The 26,499-nt window shown below is 72.4% G+C and carries 26 protein-coding genes and 1 pseudogene; 11 read left to right on the top strand and 16 right to left on the bottom strand.

Annotated elements, in window-relative coordinates:
* Positions 1-185 precede the first annotated feature (185 nt).
* The 5 genes from LZ495_RS22375 to LZ495_RS22355 form a co-directional block, all read right to left on the bottom strand.
* A complete protein-coding gene (locus tag LZ495_RS22375; RefSeq protein WP_235054645.1) occupies positions 186-1,247 on the bottom strand; it encodes an SIS domain-containing protein in 1,062 nt (353 codons plus the stop codon).
* Positions 1,248-1,329: 82 nt separating this feature from the next.
* Complete coding sequence (locus LZ495_RS22370; RefSeq protein WP_235054581.1) at positions 1,330-2,835, bottom strand: glycoside hydrolase family 3 protein; 1,506 nt, start codon at positions 2,833-2,835, stop codon at positions 1,330-1,332.
* Positions 2,836-2,841: 6 nt separating this feature from the next.
* A complete protein-coding gene (locus tag LZ495_RS22365) occupies positions 2,842-3,675 on the bottom strand; it encodes a carbohydrate ABC transporter permease (protein WP_235054580.1) in 834 nt (277 codons plus the stop codon).
* Positions 3,672-4,685, bottom strand: coding sequence for a carbohydrate ABC transporter permease (locus LZ495_RS22360; RefSeq protein ID WP_235054579.1), 1,014 nt, complete (start codon positions 4,683-4,685; stop codon positions 3,672-3,674). Before LZ495_RS22360 ends, LZ495_RS22365 begins: the two co-directional genes overlap by 4 nt.
* Before the next feature lie 174 nt (positions 4,686-4,859).
* A complete protein-coding gene (locus tag LZ495_RS22355) occupies positions 4,860-6,164 on the bottom strand; it encodes an extracellular solute-binding protein (protein WP_235054578.1) in 1,305 nt (434 codons plus the stop codon).
* A gap of 388 nt (positions 6,165-6,552) precedes the next feature.
* Here LZ495_RS22355 and LZ495_RS22350 point away from each other — a divergent pair, with 388 nt between their 5' ends.
* Both LZ495_RS22350 and bioD read left to right on the top strand, forming a co-directional pair.
* On the top strand, positions 6,553-7,293 hold the full coding sequence (locus tag LZ495_RS22350) for a GntR family transcriptional regulator (protein WP_235054644.1): 741 nt from the start codon (positions 6,553-6,555) through the stop codon (positions 7,291-7,293).
* 433 nt (positions 7,294-7,726) lie between these two features.
* Positions 7,727-8,458 carry a dethiobiotin synthase gene (bioD, locus tag LZ495_RS22345; RefSeq protein ID WP_235054577.1) on the top strand — a complete coding sequence of 244 codons (732 nt, stop codon included), beginning with the start codon at positions 7,727-7,729 and terminating at the stop codon, positions 8,456-8,458.
* A gap of 34 nt (positions 8,459-8,492) precedes the next feature.
* Here bioD and LZ495_RS22340 read toward each other — a convergent pair.
* Positions 8,493-9,727: pseudogene (locus LZ495_RS22340) on the bottom strand (RNA-guided endonuclease InsQ/TnpB family protein).
* A 128-nt stretch (positions 9,728-9,855) separates the two neighbouring features.
* On the opposite strand from LZ495_RS22340, the gene bioB reads away from it, so the two are divergent.
* Positions 9,856-10,896 carry a biotin synthase BioB gene (bioB, locus tag LZ495_RS22335; RefSeq protein ID WP_235054576.1) on the top strand — a complete coding sequence of 347 codons (1,041 nt, stop codon included), beginning with the start codon at positions 9,856-9,858 and terminating at the stop codon, positions 10,894-10,896.
* A gap of 216 nt (positions 10,897-11,112) precedes the next feature.
* The gene (locus tag LZ495_RS22330; protein WP_235054574.1) at positions 11,113-12,852 is read left to right on the top strand and encodes an acetolactate synthase; all 1,740 of its coding nucleotides are present in this window, start codon (positions 11,113-11,115) and stop codon (positions 12,850-12,852) included.
* A gap of 7 nt (positions 12,853-12,859) precedes the next feature.
* On the opposite strand, the gene LZ495_RS22325 is transcribed toward LZ495_RS22330, so the two are convergent.
* Positions 12,860-13,267: a thioesterase family protein gene (locus LZ495_RS22325; RefSeq protein ID WP_235054573.1), complete on the bottom strand. Its 408-nt coding sequence runs from the start codon at positions 13,265-13,267 to the stop codon at positions 12,860-12,862.
* 19 nt (positions 13,268-13,286) lie between these two features.
* Here LZ495_RS22325 and bsaP point away from each other — a divergent pair, with 19 nt between their 5' ends.
* Complete coding sequence (gene bsaP / locus LZ495_RS22320) at positions 13,287-13,520, top strand: biotin synthase auxiliary protein BsaP (RefSeq protein ID WP_235054572.1); 234 nt, start codon at positions 13,287-13,289, stop codon at positions 13,518-13,520.
* Positions 13,521-13,568: 48 nt separating this feature from the next.
* Here the strand turns inward: bsaP and LZ495_RS22315 are convergent, their stop codons facing one another.
* A complete protein-coding gene (locus LZ495_RS22315; RefSeq protein WP_235054570.1) occupies positions 13,569-13,784 on the bottom strand; it encodes a biotin/lipoyl-binding carrier protein in 216 nt (71 codons plus the stop codon).
* 288 nt (positions 13,785-14,072) lie between these two features.
* Here LZ495_RS22315 and LZ495_RS22310 point away from each other — a divergent pair, with 288 nt between their 5' ends.
* From LZ495_RS22310 to LZ495_RS22300, 3 genes are all read left to right on the top strand, one after another.
* The gene (locus tag LZ495_RS22310; protein WP_235054569.1) at positions 14,073-14,636 is read left to right on the top strand and encodes a DUF5317 family protein; all 564 of its coding nucleotides are present in this window, start codon (positions 14,073-14,075) and stop codon (positions 14,634-14,636) included.
* Positions 14,637-14,730: 94 nt separating this feature from the next.
* On the top strand, positions 14,731-15,267 hold the full coding sequence (locus LZ495_RS22305; RefSeq protein WP_372498624.1) for a SigE family RNA polymerase sigma factor: 537 nt from the start codon (positions 14,731-14,733) through the stop codon (positions 15,265-15,267).
* Positions 15,264-16,247, top strand: a complete 984-nt coding sequence (locus tag LZ495_RS22300) for a RodZ family helix-turn-helix domain-containing protein (protein WP_235054565.1) — start codon at positions 15,264-15,266, stop codon at positions 16,245-16,247. Before LZ495_RS22305 ends, LZ495_RS22300 begins: the two co-directional genes overlap by 4 nt.
* Positions 16,248-16,340: 93 nt before the next feature.
* Here LZ495_RS22300 and LZ495_RS22295 read toward each other — a convergent pair whose 3' ends face one another.
* The 5 genes from LZ495_RS22295 to LZ495_RS22275 all read right to left on the bottom strand — a co-directional run bounded on the left by LZ495_RS22295 (position 16,341) and on the right by LZ495_RS22275 (position 20,430).
* Positions 16,341-17,174 carry an HD-GYP domain-containing protein gene (locus LZ495_RS22295; protein ID WP_372498623.1) on the bottom strand — a complete coding sequence of 278 codons (834 nt, stop codon included), beginning with the start codon at positions 17,172-17,174 and terminating at the stop codon, positions 16,341-16,343.
* 296 nt (positions 17,175-17,470) lie between these two features.
* Positions 17,471-17,809, bottom strand: a complete 339-nt coding sequence (gene rsrA / locus LZ495_RS22290; RefSeq protein WP_235054563.1) for a mycothiol system anti-sigma-R factor — start codon at positions 17,807-17,809, stop codon at positions 17,471-17,473.
* A complete protein-coding gene (locus tag LZ495_RS22285) occupies positions 17,806-18,579 on the bottom strand; it encodes a sigma-70 family RNA polymerase sigma factor (protein ID WP_235054562.1) in 774 nt (257 codons plus the stop codon). Before LZ495_RS22285 ends, rsrA begins: the two co-directional genes overlap by 4 nt.
* A 103-nt stretch (positions 18,580-18,682) precedes the next feature.
* On the bottom strand, positions 18,683-19,351 hold the full coding sequence (locus tag LZ495_RS22280; RefSeq protein WP_235054560.1) for an alpha/beta hydrolase family protein: 669 nt from the start codon (positions 19,349-19,351) through the stop codon (positions 18,683-18,685).
* A 296-nt stretch (positions 19,352-19,647) separates the two neighbouring features.
* On the bottom strand, positions 19,648-20,430 hold the full coding sequence (locus LZ495_RS22275; RefSeq protein WP_235054558.1) for an SOS response-associated peptidase: 783 nt from the start codon (positions 20,428-20,430) through the stop codon (positions 19,648-19,650).
* A 92-nt stretch (positions 20,431-20,522) separates the two neighbouring features.
* On the opposite strand from LZ495_RS22275, the gene aroA reads away from it, so the two are divergent.
* Positions 20,523-21,812 carry a 3-phosphoshikimate 1-carboxyvinyltransferase gene (gene aroA / locus LZ495_RS22270; RefSeq protein ID WP_235054557.1) on the top strand — a complete coding sequence of 430 codons (1,290 nt, stop codon included), beginning with the start codon at positions 20,523-20,525 and terminating at the stop codon, positions 21,810-21,812.
* A gap of 6 nt (positions 21,813-21,818) precedes the next feature.
* A complete protein-coding gene (gene rsgA, locus LZ495_RS22265) occupies positions 21,819-22,868 on the top strand; it encodes a ribosome small subunit-dependent GTPase A (protein WP_235054556.1) in 1,050 nt (349 codons plus the stop codon).
* 61 nt (positions 22,869-22,929) lie between these two features.
* Here rsgA and LZ495_RS22260 read toward each other — a convergent pair whose 3' ends face one another.
* Positions 22,930-23,457: a DUF2231 domain-containing protein gene (locus LZ495_RS22260; protein ID WP_235054555.1), complete on the bottom strand. Its 528-nt coding sequence runs from the start codon at positions 23,455-23,457 to the stop codon at positions 22,930-22,932.
* A 316-nt stretch (positions 23,458-23,773) separates the two neighbouring features.
* Here LZ495_RS22260 and LZ495_RS22255 point away from each other — a divergent pair, with 316 nt between their 5' ends.
* Complete coding sequence (locus LZ495_RS22255) at positions 23,774-24,583, top strand: DUF4097 family beta strand repeat-containing protein (protein ID WP_235054553.1); 810 nt, start codon at positions 23,774-23,776, stop codon at positions 24,581-24,583.
* 25 nt (positions 24,584-24,608) lie between these two features.
* Here LZ495_RS22255 and LZ495_RS22250 read toward each other — a convergent pair whose 3' ends face one another.
* The gene (locus LZ495_RS22250; protein WP_235054551.1) at positions 24,609-25,319 is read right to left on the bottom strand and encodes an HAD family hydrolase; all 711 of its coding nucleotides are present in this window, start codon (positions 25,317-25,319) and stop codon (positions 24,609-24,611) included.
* A 55-nt stretch (positions 25,320-25,374) separates the two neighbouring features.
* Positions 25,375-26,484, bottom strand: coding sequence for a ferritin-like domain-containing protein (locus LZ495_RS22245; protein WP_235054550.1), 1,110 nt, complete (start codon positions 26,482-26,484; stop codon positions 25,375-25,377).
* Positions 26,485-26,499: the final 15 nt, after the last annotated feature.

Below are 26,499 nucleotides of genomic sequence, written 5' to 3'. Positions count from 1 at the left end.
TGTCCGTGGGGCCGGGCCGGTCGGGGGCCGGTCCGGGCCCGCCGGGACCGGAGGACGGCGGTCGGCCGCCGACCGCGGGACGGGCGGTGCGGCGGCCGGCCGGGCCGGGCCGGTGTCCGGCTGCCGCCGGCGGTACGCGGCCGGCGGCAGGTCGTGGGCGTGCCGTGCGTCAGTACGTCAGTGCGTCAGTGCGTCTCGGTGACCTTGGCGAGGGCGCGCGGGGCGTCCGGGTCGAGGCCGCGGGCCATGGTGATCTCGTAGGCGAGCAGCTGCAGCGGGAGGATCTCCAGGATCGGCTGCACCTCCTCGGGCACCCCGGCGGGCATCGCGAAGCCCGCGCTGGCCTGGGCGACCTGGTCGGCCTGGCCGACCACCATGAGGTCGGCTCCGCGGCCGCGGAGCCGTTCGAGGACCGGCTGCAGGGCCTCGCCGCCGCGGCCGTCCGGGACGACCGCGATGACCGGGCTGACGTTGTCGACCATGGCCAGCGGGCCGTGCAGGAGGTCGGCGCCGGAGAACGGGTGGGCGGGGATGTAGCTGGTCTCCATGATCTTCAGCGCGGCCTCGCGGGCGGTCGGGTAGCCGTAGCCGCGCGAGGTGATGACCAGGCGCTGCGCGAAGCGGTAGCGCTGCGCGAGCGCGGCGACCTCGGACTGCCGGGCCAGGATGCCCTCGGCGTACTCCGGCAGCCCCGCGGCGTCCGCGCCGCCGCCCCCGCGCAGGCCCTCGACCAGCAGGTACAGCGCCAGGAGTTCGGCGGTGTACGTCTTGGTCGCGGGCAGCGCCTTCTCGGGGCCGGCCAGCACGTCGATGTGGAACTCGGAGACCGCGGCGAGCGCCGAGTCGGCGTTGTTGGTCACCGACAGGGTGATCGCGCCGGCCTTGCGGGCCGCCTCGGTGGAGGCCACCAGGTCCGGCGAGCCGCCGGACTGGCTGACCGTGACCACCAGGCAGTCGCTCAGGTCGGGTTCGGCGCCGTACGCGGTGGTGGTGGACATCGACGTCAGCCCGGCCGGCTTGCCGAGCAGGACCTCGACCAGGTACTTCGCGTACAGCGCCGCGTTGTCGCTGGTGCCGCGCGCGGTGAGCAGCACGAAGCGCGGGTTGCGGGCGGCGATCGCGGCCGCCACCTCGCGGATGCGCGGCGCGCCCTCGGTCAGGATCCGGCGCAGTACCGCGGGCTGCTCCGCCATCTCGGCGGACATGATCCCGCCGCGCGGCGTTACGGCTTCGGTGCTCGCAGACATCGTCGTCATGCCTTCCGTTGGTTCCTGTGGAGCGTCGTGCGTCGGTGCGTCGGTGCGTCGTGCGGGGTGTGCGTCGTGCGGGTCAGCGCAGCGTGCGCCCGGTCAGCGTCTCGGCCGCCGCTATGCCGCACACGCGCGCCGCGCCGTGCGTCGAGATGCGGGTCAGGCCCTGGGCGTCGCCGTACGGCAGGCCCATCTCGACCACGACGGTGTCCGGGCGGGCGGCCACCAGACCGGCCAGCAGGTCCGCGGCCGCGACGTTGCGGTGCAAGTCGCGCACCACGACCACGAACGGGCGTCCGGCGGCGGCCGCGAGCTGGGTGTCGACCAGCCCGAAGGTGGTCACGCCGGCCCGCGCGACGGTGGTGCCGGGCAGCGCCTCGGCCAGGTACGCGCCGACGCCCCACGGCGTGGCGTCGCCGACGGCGATGTTGGCCTGCGAGGTGAGTTCGAGGACGTGCGCCGCGGACTCGACCGGGCGCAGGACGCCCTCGACGCGCACCGCGCGGCGGGCCGCGTCGAGGCCCGGGGCGTGGTCGCCGGGGGCGGCCAGGCCGCCGTCCGGACCGGGCGCGCCGGACCCGGCCGCGGCGGCGGCACGGGTCCAGCTTGCGAGGGCGGCGACCCGGGCTGCGGCGTCGGCGAGCCGCTCCGCGGAGAGCCGGCCCTCGCGGACCGCGGTCACGATGGCGTCCCGGATCATCAGCAGCGTGGCCTCGTCGCACAGCCCGCCGCCGATGCACACCGCGTCGGCGCCGGCCGCGAGCGCGCGCACGCTGCCGTCCGCGACGCCGTACGTGTCGGCGATGGCGCCCATCTCGATGCCGTCGGTGACGATCAGCCCCTGGAAGCCGAGTTCCTCGCGGAGCAGGCCGGTGAGGATGGCGCGGCTGAGCGTGGCCGGGTATTCGGCGTCGTACGCGGGGAGCACCATGTGCGCCGACATGACCGCCTTGGCGCCCGCCGCGATCGCGGCCCGGAACGGCACCAGCTCGCGCTCGGCGAGGAGTTCGCGCGACGCGTCGACGCGCGGCAGCCCCAGGTGCGAGTCGACGGACGTGTCGCCGTGCCCCGGGAAGTGCTTCACGCACGCCACCACGCCGGTGGACTGCAGTCCCTCGACGTACGCCACGGTGTGCCGGGCCACCAGGTGCGGGTCGGACCCGAAGGACCGCACCCCGATGACCGGGTTGTCCTGGTTCGAGTTGACGTCGGCGTCCGGCGCCCAGTTGAAGTCGACGCCGCAGCGGGCCAGATCGCGGCCCAGGCCGGTGGCCACCGCGCGGGTCAGACCGACGTCGTCGACCGTGCCCAGCGCGAGGTTGCCGGGCCAGGAGCTGCCCTCGTTGACCTCGAGGCGGGTGACGTCGCCGCCCTCCTCGTCGATCGCGACGAGGACGTCGTCCTTCTCCTTGCGCAGCGCCGCGGTGAGCGCCGCGACCTGCTCGGGGGTGCGGATGTTGCGCCCGAACAGGCCGACGGCGCCGAGCCCGTCGGCGAGGTGCCGGCGCACCCAGTCCGGCGGGGTGAGCCCCTCGAAACCGGGCTGGAGGACCGTCAGTGCGAGGCGGTGCAGCTCGTCCGACATGGCGGATCAGCCCTTGACCGCGCCGGAGGTCAGACCCCCGGTGACCTTGCCCTGCAGGACCATGAAGATCAGCAGCACGGGCAGCATGAACACCGTCGCGGCGGCCATGGTGGCGCCCCAGTCCACGGTGAGCCCGTTGCTGAACTCGTTGAGCCAGACCGGCAGCGTGTCCTGCTTCGGGTCGGAGAAGAGCAGCACGTTGGCGAACGCGAACTCGTTCCACGCGGTGATGAAGCCGAACAGCGAGGTGGACAGCAGGCCGGGCGCGAGCAGCGGGAAGACGACCTTGCGGAACGCGCCGAAGCGGGTGCAGCCGTCGACCCGGGCGGCCTCTTCGAGTTCGACCGGGATGCCGGCCAGGAAGCCGCGCAGCGTCACGATCGCGAACGGCAGCGTCATCACGAAGTAGATCGCGGTCAGCATCGGCAGCGAGTTGAGCAGGTCCTGGTCGCGGGCGATCAGGAACATCGGGATCATCAGCGCTTCCCACGGGGCCATCTGCGCGATGAACACCATGAGGATGAAGGGCGCGCGGCCCTTCCACTGCATGCGCGCCACCGCGAAGGCCGAGAAGCACGCGATGATCAGCGCCAGGCCGACGCCGCCGACCGCGACCATCAGGCTGTTGCGCCAGAAGTCCCAGAAGCCGTCGACGTCGGTGGCGGTCTTGAAGTTCTGGAACGTGACCGAACTGGGGATGAACTTCGGGGTCTCGGCGCCGATGTCCTTGGCCGGCTTGATGGCGGTGAGAACCATCCAGTAGACCGGGAAGATCATCACCACGAAGGTGACGAGCGCGGCGATGTTGAGCGGGATCCGCTTCAGCGTCTTCGCCTTCATGCCTTCTCGGCCTCCCGCTCCTGCTTGAACAACTGACGGAAGTAGACGACCATCATCGCCGCGAGGATCACGACGGTGATCGTCGACACCGCACCGGCCATGCCGAAGCGCTTGAGCTGCATACCGATCTGGTACGCGTACACCGGCAGCGTGGAGACCTCGTTGAGCGGGCCGTTCTGGCCGGCGATGGCCCAGATCTGCGCGAAGCACTTGAAGATCCAGATCACTTCGAGCGAGGTGACCAGGAGGAAGATAGGCCGCAGCATCGGGAAGGTGATGGACCGGAAGATCCGCACCGGGCCGGCGCCGTCGAGCCGCGCCGATTCGTAGACCTCGTCGGGGACGGTGGTCAGGCCGGCGTAGATGGTGAGCGTCGCGAACGGGATCGACTGCCAGACGATCAGCAGGATGATCACGAACATCGTCGAGCCGCCGTGCGCGAACCACGTGTAGCCGTCGTACGACTCGAAGCCCAGCTGCACGAGCAGCCAGTTGACGACGCCGTTGTCCGAGCGGAACAGCCACTTGAAGACGGTGGTGGCGGCGATGACCGGCATGGCCCAGGCGGCGACCAGGCTGATCAGCACCAGGATGCGCATGCTCTTGCCGAGCTTCATGATCATCAGCGCGATGAGCGTGGAGATGACCATGATGGACACCACGTTGATCGCGGTGAACCAGAAGGAGCGGCGCAGGACCTCCCAGAACTCGCTGTCCTGGAAGATCTCCTTGAAGTTGTCGAGCCCGATCCACTCGCCGGACAGGCCCAGGGTGAAGTCGCGGCGCCCGTAGTTCTTGAACGCCAAAATGGCGTTCTTGACCACCGGGTAGAACAGCAGAAAGGCGATGCCGAGGATCGCCGGGGCGACCATCAGGTAGGGGCTGACCAGCCGGAGCGGGCCGCCTCTGCGGCGTGGGCGCTTGTGGGAGCTCGACCCACCTGCCGGTGCGTCGTTCCGCGGGGGCTGCGTGGGCGTCGCGACCACCGCGTCTGCCTTGGAGGCTGACACAGGTGCCTTCCCGTCGTCTCGGAGTCGGTGTTGTCAGGAGCCGGCGCGGTCGTCGTGCGGGCCGCTCCCGCCGGTCAGGGGGAATACCCTGCGGCGGGAGCGGCCCGAGCGTCGCGACGGCGAATCAGTCGATCGGATCAGCGGCCCGGTCCGGGGGGACCGGGCCGCCGGTCGTCAGGACTTGGTGTTGAGCACCTTCTCGATCGCCTCGTCCGCCTTCTTGCCCTCCGACTCCGGGTTTCCACCGGTCAGGACAGAGGTCAGGAACGGCTTCAGCGGGTTGGTCTCCTCGACCGCGCCCCAGTTGGTGGAGACGGTGGCCGGGATGACGAAGCCGTTCTGCGCACCGAGCGCCTGGGCCTGCGCACCCGGAACGCCCTCGAGCGCGGCGACCTGGGTGGTCTTGCTCGGCACGTAGGTCAGCGCCTTGGCGAGCTTGACCTGCATCTCGTCGCTGTTGAACAGCTTGATGGCGTCGTAGGCGAGGTCCTTGTTCTTGGACTTCTCCGGGATGAACAGGTCCGAGCCGCCGGTCAGGTTGGCGCCGGGCTTGCCGGCCTCCTTGCCCGGGATCGGGAAGAAGTCGTACTTGCCCTTGAGCGCCGGGTTGTTCTTCAGGACAGTGTCGAGCTCACCCGGCACCGCGATGAACTGCGCGATGTTGCCGTTGGCCGCCGCGACGGTCTCCGGCTGGGTCTTCTCGTCCTGGTCCTTCGGGCCCTTGCCGTTGGCGGCGAGGTCCTTGTAGAAGGTCGCGGCGGCGGCGCCCTGCGGCGTGCCGACGTTGGCCTTCCACTTGTCGCCGTTCTTCGTGGTGAGGTCGATGCCCTCGTCCTTGAGAAGACCGGAGTAGAAGTACCAGTTCTGGCCCGGCAGGTAGATGCCCTGCTGGTCGCCGCTGTTCAGCTTCTTGGTGGTCTCGAGCCACTCGGCGCGGGTCTTCGGCGGCTGGACGCCGGCCTTCGCGAAGGCTTCCTTGTTGTAGATGACGACGCGGTTCGCGGCGTAGAACGGCACGCCGTACTGCTTGCCGTCGACCTTGCCCGGGCCGGCCAGGCCGGGGATCCAGTCCTTGCCGCCGAGCTCGGTGACCTTGCTCGACAGGTCGTAGACGCCGCCCGAGGCCGCGTAGCCCGCGATCTGGGTGTTGCCCGCCTCGACGATGTCCGGCGCGTCGTTGCTCGCCAGCGCGGCGGTGATCTTCTCGCCGATGCCGTTCCACTGCTGGACCTGGATGTCCACCGTGGAGCCCGGGTGGTCGGCCTCGAACTTGGCCTTGAAGGCGGCGTTGAACTCGTCGTTCGTCGACCCCTTCATGACCCAGATCGTGACCTTCTTGCCCTTGCCGTCCGCGGGGGCGTTGCTCTGGGCGCCGGACGCGGCCGGCTTGTCCTTGTCACCGCTGTCCGAGCTGCCGCAGGCAGCGACGCCGGTGAGCGCCGCCGCGACACCTGCCGCGACGAAGAGACGACGCTTCACACCATCCTCCTCAGGATGCTTGGTACCGCTGCCGTGGGTTTCGCGTCCCCGCTTGGGGTCCGGTGTGCGACCGGGCCTTCAGGATCTTTCCTGGGGGGAGTTGCCTTGCGAACCTGGACGAGGGTTGCGCGGTGACCACCAATGGTTTAGACCATTCCGGAGGTTGGCATAGACCAATTGGGGTGTCAAGGTTCCGCAGAAGACCTGCGTCAGCCGTTACCCGACCGACATCTGAGCCGCTCTCCACACGGCTCGGCACCCCGGTGCGGACGGTCGTGCCACGATGGGGACCGAACGTGTCAGGAGGGCACCGGTGACGGCGGAAACAGGGGCGGCCGCAATGGCGGCCGTGTCGAACGAACAAGGCGCGGACACGCCCGCGGACGGCATGGGCGGGGACCCGGCCGCCGACAGCGCGGCGCGCGAGCCGAAGTACTACCGGCTCAAGAAGCACTTGCTGGAACTGACCCAGACCAAGCCGCCCGGCACGCCCGTGCCGCCGGAGCGCACGCTGGCCGGGGAGTTCGACATCTCGCGGACCACGGTCCGGCAGGCGCTTCAGGAGCTGGTGATCGAGGGCCGGCTCGAACGCGTGCAGGGCCGCGGCACGTTCGTGGCCAAGCCCAAGGTCGCGCAGAGCCTGCAGCTGACCTCGTACACCGAGGACATGCGGGCCCAGGGCCTGGAACCCACCTCCCGTCTCATCGACATCGGCTACATGGCCGCGGACGACCAGCTCGCCGAACGGCTCGCCATCAAGCCCGGCAACCGGGTGCTGCGCATCGAGCGCCTCCGGCTCGCCAACGCCGAGCCGATGGCGATCGAGACCACCCACCTGTCCACCAAGCGGTTCCCGTCGCTGCGGCGCACCCTGGACCGGTACACCTCGCTCTACACGGCGCTGCGCGAGGCGTACGACGTGCACCTGGCCGAGGCCGAGGAGACCATCGAGACGGCGCTCGCCAACCCGCGCGAGGCAGGCCTGCTGAGCACCGACGTGGGCATGCCGCTGCTGCTCCTGTCCCGGCACAGCTTCGACACGTCCGGCGAGCCCGTGGAGTGGGTCCGCTCGGTCTACCGCGGCGACCGGTACAAGTTCGTGGCGCGCCTGCAGCGCCCCCAAGGGTGACATACCGGCGGATCAAACGGACATAAGCCTTCCTTAAGGGACGTTCGACTCCCCTCCCGCCACCCGCTCCCCGCCCGGGCTCCCGGCCCGGGCGGCGCCGGCCCGGGTGCTCTCCGTCACACCCCGAGCCCCCGGCGGACCCTCGTCCGGCCCGGAAACGCAGGCGGCCGGGACAGGCGGAGGTCGTCCGCCGGTCCCGGCCACATTGCGGAGGAATTGCCGTTCACTCCTGTGCCTGTGCAGAGAGGCCGCAGGTCGCGTGCCCGCACCGGAGGCCGTCCGGCGCGGGCTCCACGCCCACACCCCGATCCTCCCCCGGACCGCGGGCCCCGCAGCGGGGCCGCTGGTCCGTGATCACCGGGACCTTGGTCCCGCGCCCCCGGCAAGGAGGGGCGTCGGGAGCGGCCGCGGGGACGGCCTAGGCTCGGCTTCCGTGAGCATCCTCGTCGTAAGCGGGACCGACACCGGCGTCGGCAAGACCGTCGTCACCGCCGCAGTCGCCGCCCTGGCCGCCGCGCGCGGCTCGTCCGTCGCCGTCGTGAAAGCCGCCCAGACCGGCATCGGGCCCGGCGAGCCGGGCGACGCCGACGACGTCGGCCGCCTGGCCGGCATCACCGACCTGCACGAATGCGCCCGCTTCCCGGCCGCACTGTCCCCTGCCGCGGCCGCCCGGCTGGCCGGGCGTACCCCGGTGGACCTGTACGAGGTGGCCGGCACCGTCCGCGAGCTCGCCGAGACGCGGCGCCTGGTGGTCGTGGAGGGCGCCGGCGGCCTGCTGGTGCGCTTCGACGACGAGGGCACCACCCTCGCCGACCTCGCCCACACGCTCGGCGCCCAGGTGCTCCTGGTGGCCCGCCCCGACCTGGGCACGCTCAACCACACCGCCCTCACCCTGGAGGCGATGGCGCACCGCGGCATCGACCTGGCCGGCGTGGTCATCGGCTCCTGGCCGACCGAGCCCGACCTGGCGATGCGCTCCAACGTCCGCGACCTGGAGACGCTCGCCGCCCGCCCGCTGGCCGGCGTGATGGGCGCCGGCGCCGGCACCCTGCACCCCGCCGAGTTCCTCGGAGCAGCCCGCTCGGCACTCGCCCCGGCACTGGGGGGTACCTTCGACCCGGGCGCGTTCCGTGCCGCCCACGATCCACGATCCAGCGCGAGTTGACTGCTTCCTCGGCACCCGCCGAGGAATTCCTGGCTCAGGCTGCCTGGCTGTCCGGCGGACAGCCAGGTCCTCTGCCTTCGGCACCAGCCGGGTTCAGACCTGCCCGGTTCAGCATGACGTGTGCGGAGTTCTTGTCCCGGGGGACGAGGCTCCGCACGCGGTGCACTCGTAGTGACGTTCGGAAAGGGGAAGTGCGTGCTTGGCTCTCGCGCCGCACTTCGCGCAGTCCATGGTGGTGTGCGCGGGGTGCACGAGACGGATGTCCCGTGCATGCTTGCGCCCCATCTCCAGCAGGGCCCTCTTCGTGGCGCCGATCGCCGCGTCGGCCGCCTTGCGGGCCATGGTGGACCTGGCCAGGAACCTCGGGCGGAAGTCCTCCACGGCGATCGCGTCGTGGTCGGCCACGACGCGCTTGGCCCATTTCCGGGCGGTGTCCTGCCGCTGCCGCACGACCTTGGCATGGAGCTTCGCAGCCTGGCGTTGCGCTTCCCGGTAGCCGTCGGAGCCGGGATTGCCCTTCGCGGGAAGGCGGCGGGCCATCATCCGCTGGTACCGGGCCAGCCGTGCGGCGGCCCTGCGGCCGTGTTCGGGATGCGGCAGGTCGTACGCATCGTCCGTGGTCGTCGCGGTCTCGGTGACGCCCCAGTCGACGCCGAGCACCCGGCCGGTGACGGGCAGCGGCTCGACCTGCGCCGGAACCACGAACGAGGCGTACCAGTGCCCGAGAGCATCCCGGTACACCCGCACCGACGACGGATCGGCCGGCAGATCGCGCGACCAGACCACCGACAGCACGATCCCGCCCGCCAGGTAAAGGCGCCCGTTCACCAGGCGGAAGCCGCGACGGGTGTAATTCAGACTCGGCGCCGACCCGCGCCGCTTCTTCCAGCGCGGCAACCCCGCCCGCAGGTGCTGCGGCAATCGGTCGCGGATGTCCTTGAGCGCTTTGGCCCGCGCCCGGCCGAAATCCCGGATGACCTGCTGCTGGGGAACCGTACTGCCCTCCCGCAGCCAGGGAGTGACCGCGCGTGCTCCGGTCAGCATCCGGTCCAGTGCGGCGGGGCCGATCTTCTCCCCGTCGGCGTAGGCCTTCCTGGACCGGGCCACGCACTCGTTCCACACCCACCGGCACCGCGCGCACTCGGCCAGCAGCGCGGCGCGCGCGGTTGCGGACACACGCAGCCGATAGGTGTACCGGGCGTACCCGGCACCCTCGTCGGCTGGTCGTGTCGCCGTCACTCGCGCGACGGTAGCCCCGCCCACCGACATCGGCAGGCCCCTTCGGGGGGCATGCCGGCATCGGGCCGCCCTCAGGCGGTTCGTTTTTCCCCGCCCTGCTCCGCAGGCGTTCGAATTTCCCCGCGGCCCGACAGCCGCGGCATCCTTCGGAGGTACTGGTGACGGAAACGCTCGATGTGACGACCGGGCAGGGGCCTGCGGCCGAGGGCGACATCCTCGCCGTGGCGCGTGAGCAGGTCCTGGAGCAGGGGCGCGGGCTGACCGCGGAGCAGGTGCTCGCGGTGCTGAACCTGCCCGACGAGCGGCTCGAGGAGCTGCTGCAGCTGGCCCACGAGGTCCGCATGCGGCACTGCGGTCCCGAGGTCGAGGTCGAGGGCATCGTGTCGGTCAAGACCGGCGGCTGCCCCGAGGACTGCCACTTCTGCTCGCAGTCCGGGCTGTTCCCGTCGCCGGTCCGGGCCGCGTGGCTGGACATCCCCTCGCTGGTCAAGGCCGCCGAGGAGACCGCGGCGACGGGTGCCACCGAGTTCTGCATCGTGGCCGCCGTGCGCGGGCCCGACAAGCGGCTCATGGACCAGATGCGCGACGGCGTGAAGGCGATCCGCGAGGCCGTCGACATCAACATCGCCGCCTCGCTCGGCATGCTCACCCAGGAGCAGGTCGACGAGCTGGCCGAGATGGGCATCCACCGCTACAACCACAACCTGGAGACCGCGCGCTCCTACTTCCCGAACGTGGTCACCACGCACAGCTGGGAAGAGCGCTGGGACACCCTGCGCATGGTCCGCGCGGCCGGCATGGAGGTGTGCTGCGGCGGCATCGTCGGCATGGGCGAGACGCCCGAGCAGCGTGCCGAGTTCGCCGGGCAGCTGGCCGAGCTGGAGCCGGACGAGGTGCCGCTGAACTTCCTCAACCCGCGCCCCGGCACGCCGTTCGAGGAGCAGACGGTCATCGAGCCGCGCGAGGCGCTCAAGATCATCGGTGCCTTCCGGCTCGCGCTGCCGCGCACCATCCTGCGGTACGCGGGCGGCCGCGAGATCGCGCTCGGCGACCTGGGCACCCAGCAGGGCCTGCTGGGCGGCATCAACGCGGTGATCGTCGGCAACTACCTCACCACGCTGGGCCGCAAGCCGGAGAGCGACCTGGAGCTGCTCGCCGACCTGCAGATGCCGGTCAAGGCGCTGAACCAGACGCTGTAGCCGGGTGCCCCGGCCGTCGGTATCCGGGGCAACGGGCAAGCCGCACCCCCCCGTCGGGGCGGGGCCGGGCCCGCGGCCGCCGGGGGGGCCCCCCCCCGGGCCCGGTGCGTTCCCCGGCCCGCGCACGAACGTTTCGCCCGGTGCGGGCGTCCGGAATCGGGGAATCCACGTCGCAGCGTGGCCGCGCCGCTACCGTTCTTGTTCGGAGGTGTCGGCATGTCGGACACGGGCACAAGCACGGACTCGGACGCGCACGACAAGGACCACGACAGCAGCCCCGCCTCGGGGCAGCCGCCCGAACCGGGCGGGCACGTCGAAGGACACGGCGGCGACCTCGCGGTGGCGGCGTTCCGGGCGCACGGCATCGACACGCTCTTCACCCTCTCCGGCGGCCACGTCTTCCCGGTGTACGACGGCGCGGTCAAGGCCGCCGAGCCGCTGCGCATCGTGGACGTGCGGCACGAGCAGACCGCGGTGTTCGCCGCCGAGGCGACCGCGAAGCTGACCCGCCGCCCCGGCCTCGCGGTGCTCACCGCGGGCCCCGGCGTCACGAACGGGATCAGCGCGGTGACCACCGCGCACATGAACGGTTCGCCGCTGCTGGTCCTCGGCGGCCGCGCCCCCGCGTTCCGCTGGGGTTCGGGCGCGCTGCAGGAACTCGACCACCCCCCGCTGCTCGCCCCGGTCACCAAGCGCGCCGCGACCGTGCACGAGACCGACCGGATCGCCGCCGACGTGGCCGATGCGCTGGCCCTGGCGGCCCGGCCGCACCGCGGACCGGTGTTCCTGGACGTGCCGATGGACGTGCTCTTCGACCGCGCGGCGGTACCCGCGCCGGTCGCCGAGGAGCGCCTGCCCGCCGCCCCCGACCCGGTCGGACTGGCCGCGGCGGCCGCGCTGCTGGGCGACGCGCAGCGGCCCGTGCTGGTGTTCGGGCAGGACGTGTGGATGGACGGCGCCGACGAGGCCGCGCGCCGCGCCGCGGAGACCATGGGGGTCCCGGTCGTCGCCAACGGCATGGGCCGCGGCGTCCTGCCCAACGGCCACGAACTCCTGGTCACCCGGGCCCGCGCGGCCGCGCTGGGCGGCGCGGACCTGGTCGTGGTGGTCGGCGCACCGCTCGACTTCCGGCTCGGGTACGGGGTGTTCGGCGGCCGCGACGGGTCAGCCCCGGCGCGCGTCGTGCACCTGGTCGACGCACCGGAGCAGGTCAGCGCGGCGGGCCCGGTGGCGGCGTCCGCGTCCGGCGATCTGACGCTGGTGCTGGACGGCCTGGTCGAGGCGTGGACGCAGAAGGGCCGCCCGGCGGCGTACCAGCGCTGGTGCGAACACCTGCAGGCCGCGGTGCGCACCGCCGCGCAGTCCGACCGGGCGCTGCTGCGCGGCAGCGGCGCGAGCATCCACCCGGTGCGCGTGTACGGCGAGTTGCTGCGGGTGCTGGACGACGACGCGGTGGTGGTCGGGGACGGCGGCGACTTCGTGTCGTTCGCCGGCAAGTACGTCGAGCCGGGCCGGCCGGGCAGCTGGCTCGACCCGGGCCCGTACGGCTGCCTGGGCACCGGACTCGGCTACGCGATCGGCGCCCGGCTGGCCCGCCCCGGCGCGCAGATCGTGGTGCTGCTCGGCGACGGCGCGGCGGGCTTCTCGCTGATGGACGTGGACACGCTCGTGCGGCACAAACTGCCGGTCGTCATGGTGGTCGGCAACAACGGCATCTGGGGGCTGGAGAAGCACCCGATGCGCATGCTGTACGGCTACGACGTGGCCGCCGACCTGTCCCCGGCGACCCGCTACGACGACGTCGTCCGGGCGCTGGGCGGGGCCGGCGAGACGGTCGAACGTGCGGACGACATCGGCGCGGCGCTCGCGCGCGGCTTCGCGTCCGGCGTCCCGTACCTGGTCAACGTGCTGACCGACCCGCAGGCGGTGTACCCGCGCAGCACCAACGGGGTGTGACCCGGGGCTACGCGTCCGCGGCGGGCACCCGGGCCATGAACCGCTCGCGGTCCACGATCACGCGGGTCACCTCGCCCTGCCCGAGCAGCCGCCGCGCGGCGTCCTCGGCGATCACCGAGAAGCGCACCAACCGCCCGTCGACGTAGACCACTTCGGCGCGGACCGTGACGGTCCCGCCGACCGGTGCGGCCAGCAGGTGCTCGAGCGCCACGCGCGTACCGACCGAGGTGCGGCCGTCGGGCAGCAGCCCGTCGAGCGCCCGGACCGTGGCCGCCTCGGCGAGCGCCAGCAGCCGCGGCGTCCCGAGCACGGGGAGGTCGCCGCTGCCGAGGGCGGCGGCGGTGTCGGCGTCCGTGACGACGTGGACAAGCTCGGCGTGTGTTCCGGGCGACACCGGAAGGGGCTGGTCGGCCATGGGGCCGTACTCTACGTGCGTGAACGCATCCGACACGCCCGCCACCGCCTCGGCCCTGTCCGCCCCGTACTGCGACCAGTGCGGCGAGCCGACCGGGGCCGCGGCCGACGCCGGCACGCACGCGGCCTGTGCGCGGCGCCGCACGCTGGAGCCGCCGCGCTACTGCGCCGACTGCCGGCGCCGCATGGTGGTGCAGGTGACGCCGCGCGGCTGGACCGCCAAGTGCGTCGAGCACGGCGTGCGCACGGGCTGACGCCGCGTCACCCGCCGTACGGCACGGCGGCGCAGCCCCTGGGCACCGCTAGTCGATGACCGCGATCAGGTCGCCTTCCTGGATGTTGTCGCCCTCGGAGACCTTGATCGCCGAGACGGTGCCCGGTCCCTCGGTGAGCACCGGGATCTCCATCTTCATCGACTCCAGGATCACCAGGGTCGCGCCCGCCTCGACCGCGTCGCCTTCCGCGACCACGATCTGGGCGACATTGGCCACCATTTCCGCGCGGACCTCCTCGGCCATCACGGTGCTCCTTCTGTGGGTCGCGGCCAAGTGCGCGGGTACGCACGGCTCGTGCCGGGGCCGCGGTGGCGGCCCGCGGAAAAATCCAACCACGGCGGGCGCCTGCGGCCGGTGGTGTGCGCGACAACACGCACCGCGGATCTTTGTCGGGGCCGCCAGGGCAGCCGGAGCAGCACCGAGCAGCCGAGGCGACCGGGGCGCCGCGCACGGCGGGACGCGTCCGCGGATCACCCGGTCGCGCCGTGTCGGGCAACGCCCTTCGGCCGATCGGGTGGGCAGACTCGGATCATGGGTCTGGCCGTGCTCGTCCTTCTGCTCGCGCTCGGTGCGGGTGCGCTCCTCGGCGGCCGCGTCTCCGGGCTCTCCCGGCTGCCGGTACGCCATCTCCCCTGGCTGGGCGGCGCGTTCGCGCTGCAGCTGCTGGGCGCCCTGATCTCCGCGCCGGCGCTGCACCAGCTCGCCCTGCTCGCCTCGGCCGGCCTCGCCGTGCGGTTCGCGGCCGGGAACCTGCACATCGCGGGCATCCCGCTGGCCGCCGCGGGGCTGCTGCTCAATGCGCTGGTCATCGCGGTCAACGGCGGCATGCCGCTGTCCGAGCACGCGGCCGCGCGCGCCGGGGTGCCGCTCGACCGGCCGGGCGAGGCGGGCCGGATCGCGGCCGGACCGGACACCGTGCTCGACGCGTTCGGCGAATCCGTCCCGGTGCCGCTGCCGCTGCGCCCCGAAGTGGACAGCCCGGGCGACCTGATGGTGGCGGCCGGCGTGGGCCTGCTGGTGGTGGACGGCATGCTGCGCGACCGCGGCACCCCGGTGTTCGGCGCGCTGCGGCGCCGAACCGCCCGACCGCGCTGAGGTTTTCGTATTTTCCCGCGCTGACCTGGCAACCGCCGGGGCATCCCGCGTCTCTTCCGATATGAGGGCCACGATCGAGCCCTCGTAGGGGGGTGTGGCGTTGGCGGGTCACGACGAAGCACTTCTCGAGTTCATCGCCGCCCGGCGCGGGCCGCTGCTGCGCAGCGCATTCCTGCTGTGCGGAGACGTCCACGAGGCCGAGGACCTGGTGCAGTCGACGCTGGTCAAGGTGGTCCTCGCGGGCCGCCGGCTGGACCGCATCGACAACATCGAGGCGTACACGCGCCGCACGCTGATGAGCGTGTTCATCTCGTCCCGGCGCCGGCTCTGGCGGCGTGAGCACCCGCACGCCGCACCCCCCGACACCGCTGCCGCCCCCGGCAGCGACATCGACATGGGCCTCGCGGTCCGCACCGCGCTGACCCAGGTGCCGCCCCGGCAGCGCGCCGTACTGGTGCTGCGTTTCTGGGAGGACCTCAGCGTGGACGAGACCGCGCAGATACTCGGGGTCAGCCCCGGGACGGTCAAGAGCCAGAGCGCACGCGGCCTGGCCACGTTGCGGACCGCGCTCGGCGACGCGCTGCCGAACGCCGCGGCCGCCCGACCCGCGCCCGAGGAGGCACGGCTTTGAACGAGGAGATGCGCGTGAAGGAACTCCTGGGGCTCGCCGCCCGAGGAGTCGCGCTGCCCGCCGATCCGGGAGTGGACGACATCCTGCAGCAGGCGGACCGGGTACGCCGCCGGCGCCGCATCGCCGTCGCGGTGGCCTCCGCGGCCGCGATGGTGGCGGTCGGGGTCGGCACCGCCCGGCTGCCCGCCTCGGGCTCCGCGGCACCGCACGACAGCGCCGCCACCGCGCCCTGGACGGACCCGGCCCCGCCGGAGACCGGCGACCCCGGTCCCACGGCGGGGCTGACCGGGTCGGACCCCTCGCAGTACGCCGACGGCGCCCCGTCGGTCGGCTCGACCTCGACCGCGCCGACCAGCGGGCCGAACGTCTCGCGCGGCACCTCGTCCGGCACCCCCAAGCCGAGCGGCACGCCCAGCACGTCGAAGACCGGCACGGCCACCAAGCCGAGCGCCCCGCCGCCCGCGAAGACCGCGCTGGACACGGTGAAGGCGCTGCTGCCGACCGGCATCGGCGAGATCACCAAGAAGGTCGAGGAGCCGGACGGGCCGGCGGCCCACCCGCTGACCGGCCGCTACCTGGTGACCAAGAACGGCAAGATGGGCTTCGTCGACATCTACGTGAAGGACCCGAAGGTCAATCCGGACGCCGCCACGATGACGCTCGCCGAGATGCGCGCGTACGACCACTGCGACAACAGCGAAGGGCCGCGCGCCACCGACTGCCGGATCAGCGACCTGCCGGCCGGCGGGCTGTTCAAGTCCTGGACGCAGGCGGGCACCCGCGACACCCCGAACACGACCACCAAGCGCGGGCCGTCCTTCAGCGTGCTGGTCGCCTATGCGGACGGGCGGTCCATCCAGATGCGGTCGGACGCGGGCTTCGACAACGTCCCGGGCTACCTCCCGGGGATGGCGCAACCTCCGCTCACCGCCGAGCAGTTGGCCCAGACCGCCAGCGATCTGCGGTGGTTCAAGAACTGACCGGGAGACGACTGGCCGGGAGACGACTGGCTGAGAGGCGACTGGCCGGGAGGCGAAGGCCGGGCCGCGGGTGCCGCGTGCCCGGCGGCACTCTCAGCCCGCCTCGCCGCCGCGGTCGGCGGCCAGCGCACCCGCCACACTGTGGGTGTCGTGGGGGCCGAGGCGCGGCACCGGGACCGGCGGCATGCCCGGCGGGACCGGCACCGGGCGCTCCGCGAGCGGCCAGCCGTGCCGGCGCAGCGCGGTCTCCAGGGCGGCCACCATCCGCGGGTCGAACTGCGCGCCGCTGCACCGCTGCAGCTCGTCCAGGGCCGCCTCGATGGGGCGCGACCTGCGGTACGACCGGGTCGAGGTCATCGCGTCGAAGGCGTCCGCGACCGCGATCACCCGGGCGAACTCCGGGATGTCGGTGCCGGACAGGCCGGACGGGTAGCCCCGGCCGTCCATGCGCTCGTGGTGGTGCAGGATGCCGTCCCGGCCCTCGCCCAGGAAGTCCAGGTCGCGGACCAGGTCGGCGCCGCACTGCGGATGCCGCTGGATGGTCTCGCGCTCGTCCGCGTCGAGCGGCCCGGACTTGGTGAGCAGCCGGGTCGGGACGCCGAGCTTGCCGACGTCGTGCAGCAGCGCCGCGTAGCGCAGCAGCGTCACGCGGTGCTCCGGCATGCCGATCTCGCGGGCGATCAACACCGCGGCGTACGCCACGCGTTCGCTGTGCGCGCGGGTGTAGCCGTCCTTGACCTCGACGGCGCGCAGCAGACTGCGCACCGACGCGTCGCGGGCCGCCTCGCCGCGCGCCCGCACCAGGTTCCGGCGCAGGTAGAACAAGGCTGCGGTCGCCACGAGGGCGCCCTGCAGCGCGACCCCCACCCCGATGCGCAGGGTGCGGGCGGCGGACCGGCCATACGGGGGGCTCGGCAGCGTTGCCATGCGACTGCCTCCTCGGCTCCGGTCGCGAATTGAACCGCCAACCGAGGATAGGACGGGCTAAGGGCGCTGAGCGCCTTCTGTCCGTTTTACTCCGTCCAGCGCCGCCGGATTAACCCGAACGGGGGGCGCGCAATAGGCCATTCGCCGTATCACGCGCCCCGCGCGTGCCCCTCTGCCGCAACTCCTGCCGACTCTCTGCCGACTTCCAGCCGCAATGCATCGTCGCCATGCACCGCGTCATCGGGAATCGGCACTGCCGGAAACGCCGGAGCCGAAAAGCCGTCCGGAGAACGCCGCTATGCGCCGGGGCGCTCGACCGCGACCTGCTCGACGGTGACCTCTTCGACCCGCACATGCGTGCCGGAGCCGTCCGTCTCGACCTGCACCTTCACCTCGCGGATCCGGGCCAGCACCTTGCTGCGCAGGTCGACGGGCACGTCGTCGCAGCCGCAGCAGCGCTGCACGAGCGCCTTCACGTGCTGTTCGAGGCCGTACTTCTCCAGGCAGGGAGAACATTCGTCGAGGTGGGTGCGAATGTCGCCGCAGTCCGCATCCGCCAGCTCGTTGTCGATGTACTCGTAGAGCCGGTCGAGAATTTGCGAGCAGTCGACTTCGTGGTGATCGCCGCAGCTCATGAGACCGAATCCTTCCGATCCGAACCCGCCGGGACCAGCCCGCGCTCACGGGCGTAGTCCTCCAGCAGGGTCCGCAACTGGCGGCGTCCGCGGTGGAGCCGGGACATCACCGTACCGATGGGGGTACCCATGATGTCCGCGATCTCCTTGTACGGGAATCCCTCGACGTCCGCGAGGTACACCGCGATGCGGAACTCCTCGGGGATCGCCTGCAGGGCCTCCTTGACGTCGGAGTCCGGCAGCCGGTCGAGCGCCTGCGCCTCGGCCGAGCGCAGCCCGGTCGACATGTGCGACTCGGCGCGCGCCAGCTGCCAGTCCTCGATCTCCTCGGTGGCGCTCTGCTGCGGCTCCCGCTGCTTCTTGCGGTAGCTGTTGATGAACGTGTTGGTGAGGATCCGGTAGAGCCAGGCCTTCAGGTTGGTGCCCTCGCGGAACTGGTGGAACGACCCGTACGCCTTGGCGAACGTCTCCTGGACCAGGTCCTCGGCGTCCGCGGGGTTGCGCGTCATGCGCAGCGCGGCCGAATACAGCTGGTCCAAAAACGGCAGCGCGTCGCGTTCGAACCGCGCATCCCGCTGCTCCAGGGTCTCTGTCTCCGCGACCGGACCCACCTCCTCGACCTGATGATCTTCGCGGATCCTGACGGACCCGCTCGACGTCGACGATATCGGTCGCGGACGATCACCGCCCGGCACCCACTCCGGCCACTGCAGCACAGATGCGTCGGGGGCGGCCTCGGAACGGCCGACCGATGACGTGGCAGTGAGCATGGAGCGCCTCCGCGGGTCGAAGATGTACCGGCCACAACGCGGCTCCGCGCGGGATCATTCCCCGGCCCGGCCGCCCCCGGCACGTGCGTTCGACTCCCGGGGATCAGGCGAACAGCGAGGTCAGCCAGTCGCCGGCGGCCTCGGTCACGACCGCGATCGCCTCGTCCTGCGACACCGGCGCGCGTTTGGCCACCGCGAAGCCGTGGTCGCCGTGCGGCACCGGCACGAGGGTGCAGTCGGCGGGCAGCTCCGGGAATTCGTCCGGTCCGCCGAACGGGTCGTTGCCGCCCTGCACGACCAGGGTCGGCACGCCGGCGCCGAGGAGTTCCGCGGCGCGCGAGGACTCCGGCTTGCCCGGCGGATGCAGCGGGAAGGCCAGCGCGACCACCCCGGCCGCCCCCGTCGCGGCCGCTGTGCGGCAGGCCACCCGGGCTCCGGCGCTGCGCCCGGAGGCGGCGAACGGCAGCCCGGCCATGCGCTTGCCGAGCGCCTCGACCACCGGGATCCAGCCTTCGTCGAGGCGCTTGGGGGCGGGCGCGAGCTTCTTGCCCGCGACTCGCCACGGCTGCTCCACGAGCGCGACGGTGACCCCGAGCGGCGGCAGCGCGGCCGCCAGCGCGACCAGGTCCCGCGCCTCGATCCCGCCGCCCGCACCGTGGCTGGTCACCAGCCAGCCGCGCGGCTCACGGGCAGCGTGCACGGTCGCCCGCGCATCGCCCAAGGGCGTGGGGACGAGCACGGTCTCGGGGTTCTTCGCCTTGGCGCTGGTCACCGCCGCATCCTGGCCGCACCGCCTCCCCGCCCGCCACCCGCCACGCCGCACTCCGCGGCCGCCCGGCCCCGTGCCGGGCCTGACGAGAGAGCCGGAAGCGGGCACGAGAACCGGGGCCGCCGGCCGCGCGCCGCAAGGCGTGGCGGGCAGACGACGAGGCGAGACCGGCAGCCAGGCACAGCGGGGGCAGGGAGCGGGTCATCAGGCACGCAGCGCGGGTGGAGGCGTGGCCCGTCCGGGGCGGCGGCGCGACGACGGGGCAGGACCCGTCGGGCTCCCCCGTGTCGGGGTCGGCGTCAGAAGAGAGTGGCGTCGGGGCTCAGCACGTCCTCGGGCGGCAGCGGGTCGGTCAGGTGCGGGCTGTTGTTGCGGACGCTGTTGACCTCGACCGACACCGGGTACGCGGCCATGTGCCCGGGCGGCGGCGGGGCGAGGAGTTCGCGGGCGTCGTCGCTGTGGCTCAGGCGCGGGTCCAGCCAGGCGTCCCAGCGGTCCGGGGGCAGCACCAGGGGCATCCGCGGGTGGATCCTGGCGAGGTCCGGCTCGGCGTCGGTGGTGATGATCGTGCAGGTCCACAGCCACGCGAGCGGGTCGTCGTCGGGGCGGGTCCGGTCCCGCCACCACTCGTACAGGCCCGCGAAGGCCAGCGGCGAGCCGTCCGCGGCGTGGATCCAGAACGGCTGCTTGCGGACCTTGCCCTTCGGCCCGTCGGGGGCCGTCTCGGGGGTGTACCACTCGTAGTAGCCGTCGGCGGGCAGGATGCAGCGCCGCGTGGAGAAGGCCTTGCGGTACGCGGGCTTCTCGGACACGGTCTCGGACCGCGCGTTGATCATCTTGGCGCCGGTCTCGGGCGACTTCGCCCAGGACGGCACGAGGCCCCAGCGCAGCGTGCGCAGCTGCCGGACCGGCGGCCCCTCGCGCTCGGCCGCGCGTTCGAGCACCGCGTACACCTGCTTGGTGGGCGCGATGTTCCAGTCCGGGGGCAGCAACTGCTCCGGTTCCGACGCTGTGAACTTCTCGATCTCGAACAGCTCGATCAGATCGTCGGGCTGCCGGCTTGAGGCGTAGCGACCGCACATGAGATCCACCCTCACACATCCGTCGCACGTCCGGGCTAGCCCGGGCCAAATACCCGCAGGTGGGCCGCGGCCCCCCGGATAGGCTGTGGGGCATGACGTCTCCGCTCTGGCCCGCCCCTGTCGCGTCCGCTCCCGTGGACGCCGTCGTCGCGCTGCCCGGCTCCAAGTCGGTCACCAACCGCGCCCTCGTGCTCGCGGCGCTCGCGGACGGCCCGGGCTATGTGCGGCGTCCGCTGGTCAGCCGGGACAGCGCGCTGATGACGGCCGGGCTGCGCGCGATGGGCGTCGGCATCGAGGAGACCCCCGAGGGCGACCTGCACGTGGTACCCGCGCAACTGCGCGGTCCCGCGCACGTCGACGTCGGCAACGCCGGCACGGTGATGCGCTTCCTGCCGCCGGTGGCCGCGCTGGCCGAGGGCGAGGTCCGCTTCGAGGGCGACCCGCGGGCGTACGAACGTCCGCTGGACGGCGTCATCCTCGGGCTGCGCGACCTGGGCGCGGACATCGACGACCAGGGCACCGGGCGGCTGCCGATGACCGTCCGCGGCAAGGGCGGCCTGCGCGGCGGGATCGTGGAGATCGACGCGTCGTCGTCCTCGCAGTTCGTCAGCGCGCTGCTGCTGTCCGGGCCGCGCTTCGCGGAGGGCGTCGAGGTCCGGCACGTGGGCACCTCGGTGCCGTCCATGCCGCACATCGAGATGACCGTCGCGATGCTGCGCGCCGCGGGGGCCGAGGTCGACGACTCCGAGCCGGACGTGTGGCGCGTCGCGCCCGGCCCACTGGCGGCCCGCGACATGGTCGTCGAGCCGGACCTGTCCAACGCCGCGCCGTTCATGGCCGCCGCGCTGGTCGTCGGCGGCACCGTGACCATCCGGGACTGGCCGCGCGAGACCACGCAGCCCGGCGACTGGCTGCGCGACCTGTTCACGCGCATGGGCGGTTCGTGCGAATTCACCGACGAGGGCCTGGCGTTCACCGGGACCGGCACGGTGCACGGCATCGATGCGGACCTGCACGATGTCGGCGAGCTGACCCCGGTCATCGCCGCGGTCGCGGCGCTGGCGGACTCGCCCAGCTCGCTGTCCGGCATCGCCCACCTGCGCCTGCACGAGACGGACCGGCTGGCCGCGCTGGCCAAGGAGATCAACGCGCTGGGCGGCGACGTCTCGGACACCGCCGACGGCCTGGAGATCCGCCCGCGCCCGCTGCACGGCGGCGAGTTCCAAACCTACGACGACCACCGCATCGCCACCGCCGCGGCGGTGATCGGCCTGGTGGTGCCGGGTGTGCAGGTGGAGAACATCGCGACGACCGGCAAGACGCTGCCGGACTTCCCCGGGTTGTGGGCCGGGCTCCTGGGCTCCGCCAGGCCGGCGAGCTGACGGGTCATGGCGAACGCCCGCTCCACGCGCCGCACCGACTTCGACGAGGACGACGTCCGGATCCGCCCCTCCCGGCGCGGTTCGCGCCCGCGGACCCGGATCCGGCCCAAGCACGAGGACGCCGAGTCGGGCCGGGTGCTGACCGTGGACCGCGGCCGCTACACGTGCCTGGTCGACGAGGACACCAAGCGCGAGCACGAGGTCACCGCGATGAAGGCCCGCGAGCTGGGCCGCAAGGGCGTGGTGGTGGGCGACCGGGTGGCGATCGTCGGCGACGTGAGCGGCGACCGGGGGGCGCTGGCCCGCATCGTCCGGGTCGAGCCGCGCGAGTCGGTGCTGCGGCGTACCGCGGACGACGACGACCCGTTCGAGCGCATCATCGTGGCGAACGCCGACCAGCTGGCCATCGTCACCGCGCTGGCCGACCCCGAGCCGCGGCCGCGGCTCATCGACCGCTGCCTGGTCGCCGCGTACGACGCGGGCCTGGAGCCGCTGCTGGTGCTCACCAAGGCCGACCTGAAGGGCCCCGAGTCGCTGCTCGAGCTGTACGGCGCGCTCGGCGTGCCGTACGTGGTCACCCGCGGCGGCGATGCGTACGACGACTGGGACCTCGACCCGATCCGCGCGCATCTCGCCGGGCAGACCACGGTGTTCGTGGGCCACTCCGGGGTCGGCAAGACGACCCTGGTCAACGCGCTGGTGCCGGACCGGCAGCGGGCCACCGGCCACGTCAACGAGGTGACCGGGCGCGGCCGGCACACCACGACGTCCGCACTGACCCTGCGGCTGCCGCACTACGGCGAGGACCGCGAGTCGGGCTGGGTGGTGGACACCCCGGGCGTGCGCTCGTTCGGCCTCAACCACGTCGACCTGGGCCGCATCATCGGCGCGTTCCCGGATCTGGAGCCGGGCACGGCCGACTGCCCGCGCGCCTGCTCGCACGACGAGCCGGACTGCGCGCTGGACGCATGGGTCGCCGCGGGGCACGCCGACCCGGCCCGCCTCACGTCGCTGCGGCGCCTGCTGGCCACCCGCGAGCAGGCCGAGGGCGACTGACCGGAGCCGGCCCCCGGCCGGCCCGCGGCCGTCGTCTGCTCAGCGGGTGCTCAGCGGGTACTCAGCGGGTGCTCGCCGCCGCGGAGTCGGTGGACTTGACGACGTCTTCCCACACCGCGGAAGAACCCGAATGGCCCACCCGGATCACCTGGATGGTGGCCAGGACCGCGGCCGCCACGGCCAGCACGGCGACGGTCGGGACCAGGAACGCCGGGAAGTTGCCGCCGGGGCGGAACATGTCGCCGCGGTCCCGCTGGCGGGCCACGAAGACGAGCGCGAGTGCCACGACGAACAGCGCGATCGCGTACCAGAGCATGTCCTCGCCGCGGGCGATGTGGGTGCGCAGCTGCGGGGAGCGGCTCGCCGGGTCCGGGAACAAGCGCTCGGCGAACTCCTGTCCGCTCTCGCGGGTCACGAACACGACCAGCAGGATCACCGCGTCCAGGCCCACCACCCACCAGCCGAACTTGGGCAGCCAGACGGGCCGTACCGCGACCGCCGCGGTGGCCAGCGCGGCGACCGGGACGCCGATGACGGCGGCGTGCAGGATCAGGACGTGTACGGGCAGACCGAACACTGTGTCGAACATGCGCGGACACTCCTTAGAGACCTTCGAGGCCGTCGAGACCTCCGGGCGGACGACCGGGCCACTCCCCCGGCACGTTCTGCACGTGCCGGAGACTTCCCCGGTTCGACGCGTCCCGAACAAGCGGCCGAAGCCGCTGCGGCCGGTCGGCGCAGCCGGCGGCCAGGCGGCGGGACGGCGGGACGAAGGCGGCCCGGCGTAGGGGGGTTGTCCCTACCCCGTATCCGGGAGAGTGCCGCATGCCGCCCGCCCGGGGGCTGCTCATAGGCTCGTCGCACCGGATCAAGCCGCGTCCCCCGCACCGACCTCAGGAGCCACCATGCCCAGCCCGTCGCGCGTCGCCCTGTTCACCGTCGGCGGTGTGGTGCTCGCCGGCGCGATCGGCTCGGCCGCGTTCACCGGGATCGTGCTCCTGTCCGCGCACGACGACAAGGCGCACACGCAGTTCACGCTCACCGCCGACACGCTGGTCATCGAGAGCGACGGCGGCGGTGTGAAGCTGGTGCCGGGCGAGCCGGGCGTGGTCAATGTGGACCGCACCACCACGCACGCCATCCGCGGCGCCAAGCCGAAGTGGTCGATGGCCGGCGACAAGCTGAAGCTGGACACCAACTGCCCGATGTTCTTCTCGGTGAACTGCGACGGCAACTACACGGTGACGGTGCCGGCTGCCGTGAAGGTGGTCACGGTGCGCAACAACAACGGGGCGATCCGGGCCGAGGGCATGCACAAGGACCTCAACCTGACCAGCGACAACGGGTCCATCACCGTCCGCGATTCGGTCGGCAACCTGAAGATGGACAGCGACAACGGCTCGATCAACGTGGACCGCACGTGGGCGGACCGCATCGAGGCCTCGTCGGACAACGGCAGCCTCAAGATCACCCTGAACAACGAGCCGTCCTGGGTGAAGGCCTCGTCCGACAACGGCAGCGCGCGCCTCACGCTGCCGCAGGGCGACCGCGTCTACAAGCTGAAGGTCGACACCGACAACGGCTCCAAGAACACCTCGGGCATCAAGGACAGCGCGGCGTCGAACTTCCTCCTCGACGTCTCGTCCGACAACGGTTCGGTGCGGGTGAACTACGGGCCGTTCGGGGTGACCGAGGCGCCGCGTCAGCCGTCGTGACCCGCGGCGCCGCGGCCCCGCGGCGTCAGGCGCCCCGTACACCCAGTTCGTCGATGTGCGTGAGCAGGTCGCCGGGCTCTTCGTACACCCGGAAGGCGTGCGCGCGTTCGAGTTCGTCCTGGCCGTAGCCGCCGGACAGCAGCCCGACGCCGAGCGAGCCGGCGCGCCGCGCGGCGAGCAGGTCCCAGATGCTGTCGCCGACCACCACGACGTTGCTCGGGTCGACGCCGAGCTTGGCGGCCCCGGCCAGGAACAGGTCGGGGTCGGGCTTGGCGCGGGCCACTTCGTCGCGCGTGACCATCGGCAGGTCGGCGGGGGCGCCGAGCTTGGCGAGCATCGGCTCGGCGCCGGTCCGGCGGCCGCTGGTCGCGATCGTCCACTTGATGCCGACGGCGGTGAGGTGGCGCAGGAGTTCGGGGGCGCCGGGCAGCGGCTGCACCTCGGCGACCCGGGCCGCGTAGTGCCGGCCGTGCGCGTCCTGCAGCCGCTCGACCTGCTCGGCGTCGAGCGCGATGCCGGTCTCGCGCTGGACGCCCTTGACGAACAGTCCGCCGCTCATCCCGATCTTGCGGTGGATCCGCCAGGTGGCGAGCGGGATCCCGGCCTCGGCCAGCGCTTCCTGCCACGACACGACGTGCTGGTAGACGCTGTCGACGAGGGTCCCGTCGAGGTCGAAGACGAACGCGGGCGCGGGAGGCCTCGGGAGGGCTGCCGAGCCCGGCATAAGATCGCTCATGCCCCGAATCTAACCCCGGCACCGGCGGCAGGCCGCCGCCCGGCCCGCGTACCCGTCACGTGTCGGCGCCGAGCTTCACCATCGCGTCCACCTCGGCCGCACGGGCGGCCTCCTCGGCCGCGAACCGGCGTTCGCGGTCGATGTTCTCGGCGATGTCCTCGTCCTGGCGCATCATGACCTCGACGTCGGTGCCGGCCATGTCCAGGACGCCCATGTCCTCGAACGCAGCGCGCACCTTGGGTCCCCACAGGCCGACGTCCTTGATGGTCGGCGCGATGCGGCTGAACAGCAGCTTGCGGAAGGCGCGCAGGTACTCGGAGTTCGCGGTGGCCTCGGTGGCTTCCCTCTTGTCGATCTCGAAGTTCTGCCAGACCTCCTCGCCGCGGAGCCGGTCGCGCATCAAGTAGCAGCCGTGCACGACGAATTCCTCGCGTTCGGCCAGCTCCGCGTCGCTCAGCTCGCGGTAGTAGTCGCGCAGCGCGAGGCGGCCGAAGGCGACGTGCCGGGCCTCGTCCTGCATGACGTACGCGAGGATCTGCTTGGGCAGTTCGACCGGGGTCAGGTCGCGCAGCATGCCGAACGCGGCCAGGGCGAGGCCCTCGATGAGCACCTGCATGCCGAGGTAGGGCATGTCCCAGCGGGAGTCCGACAGGGTGTCGTCGAGGAGTTCCTTCAGCTGCGGGTTGATCGGGTAGTAGAGCCCGACCTTCTCCTTGAGGAAGCGCGCGTACGTCTCGGCGTGCCGGGCCTCGTCCATGACCTGGGTCGCGGCGTAGAACTTGGCGTCCAGATCGGGCACGGACTCGGCGATCCGCGCACTGCAGATGAGCGCGCCCTGCTCGCCGTGCAGGAACTGGCTGAACTGCCAGGCCGTGCTGTGCCGGCCCAGTTCGTCGCGCTCCTTCTGGGACATCTTGTTCCAGCTGGGTGTGCCGTACAGCGCGTGGGTCTCCTCGGGGAGGCCGAGCGGCTTGACGGGGTCGACCGGGAGGTCCCAGTCGATGCGGCGGGCCGCGTCCCACTGCTTGTCCTTGCCCTTGGCGTAGAGCGCGAGGAGGCGGTCGCGGCCGTCGTCGTACTCCCAGTTGAAGCGGGCGGCGCCGGTGGCGGGGACTTCCCAGACCGTCATGTCGGCCGGGAGGGCGTACAGCTCATGCGTCGACACGTGCGAACTCCTTCG

The organism is Yinghuangia soli (assembly GCF_021502675.1).
GTDB lineage: Bacteria > Actinomycetota > Actinomycetes > Streptomycetales > Streptomycetaceae > Yinghuangia > Yinghuangia soli.
Note: the sequence above shows the minus strand (reverse complement) of the source record. Positions and strands in the feature narration are given on the sequence as shown.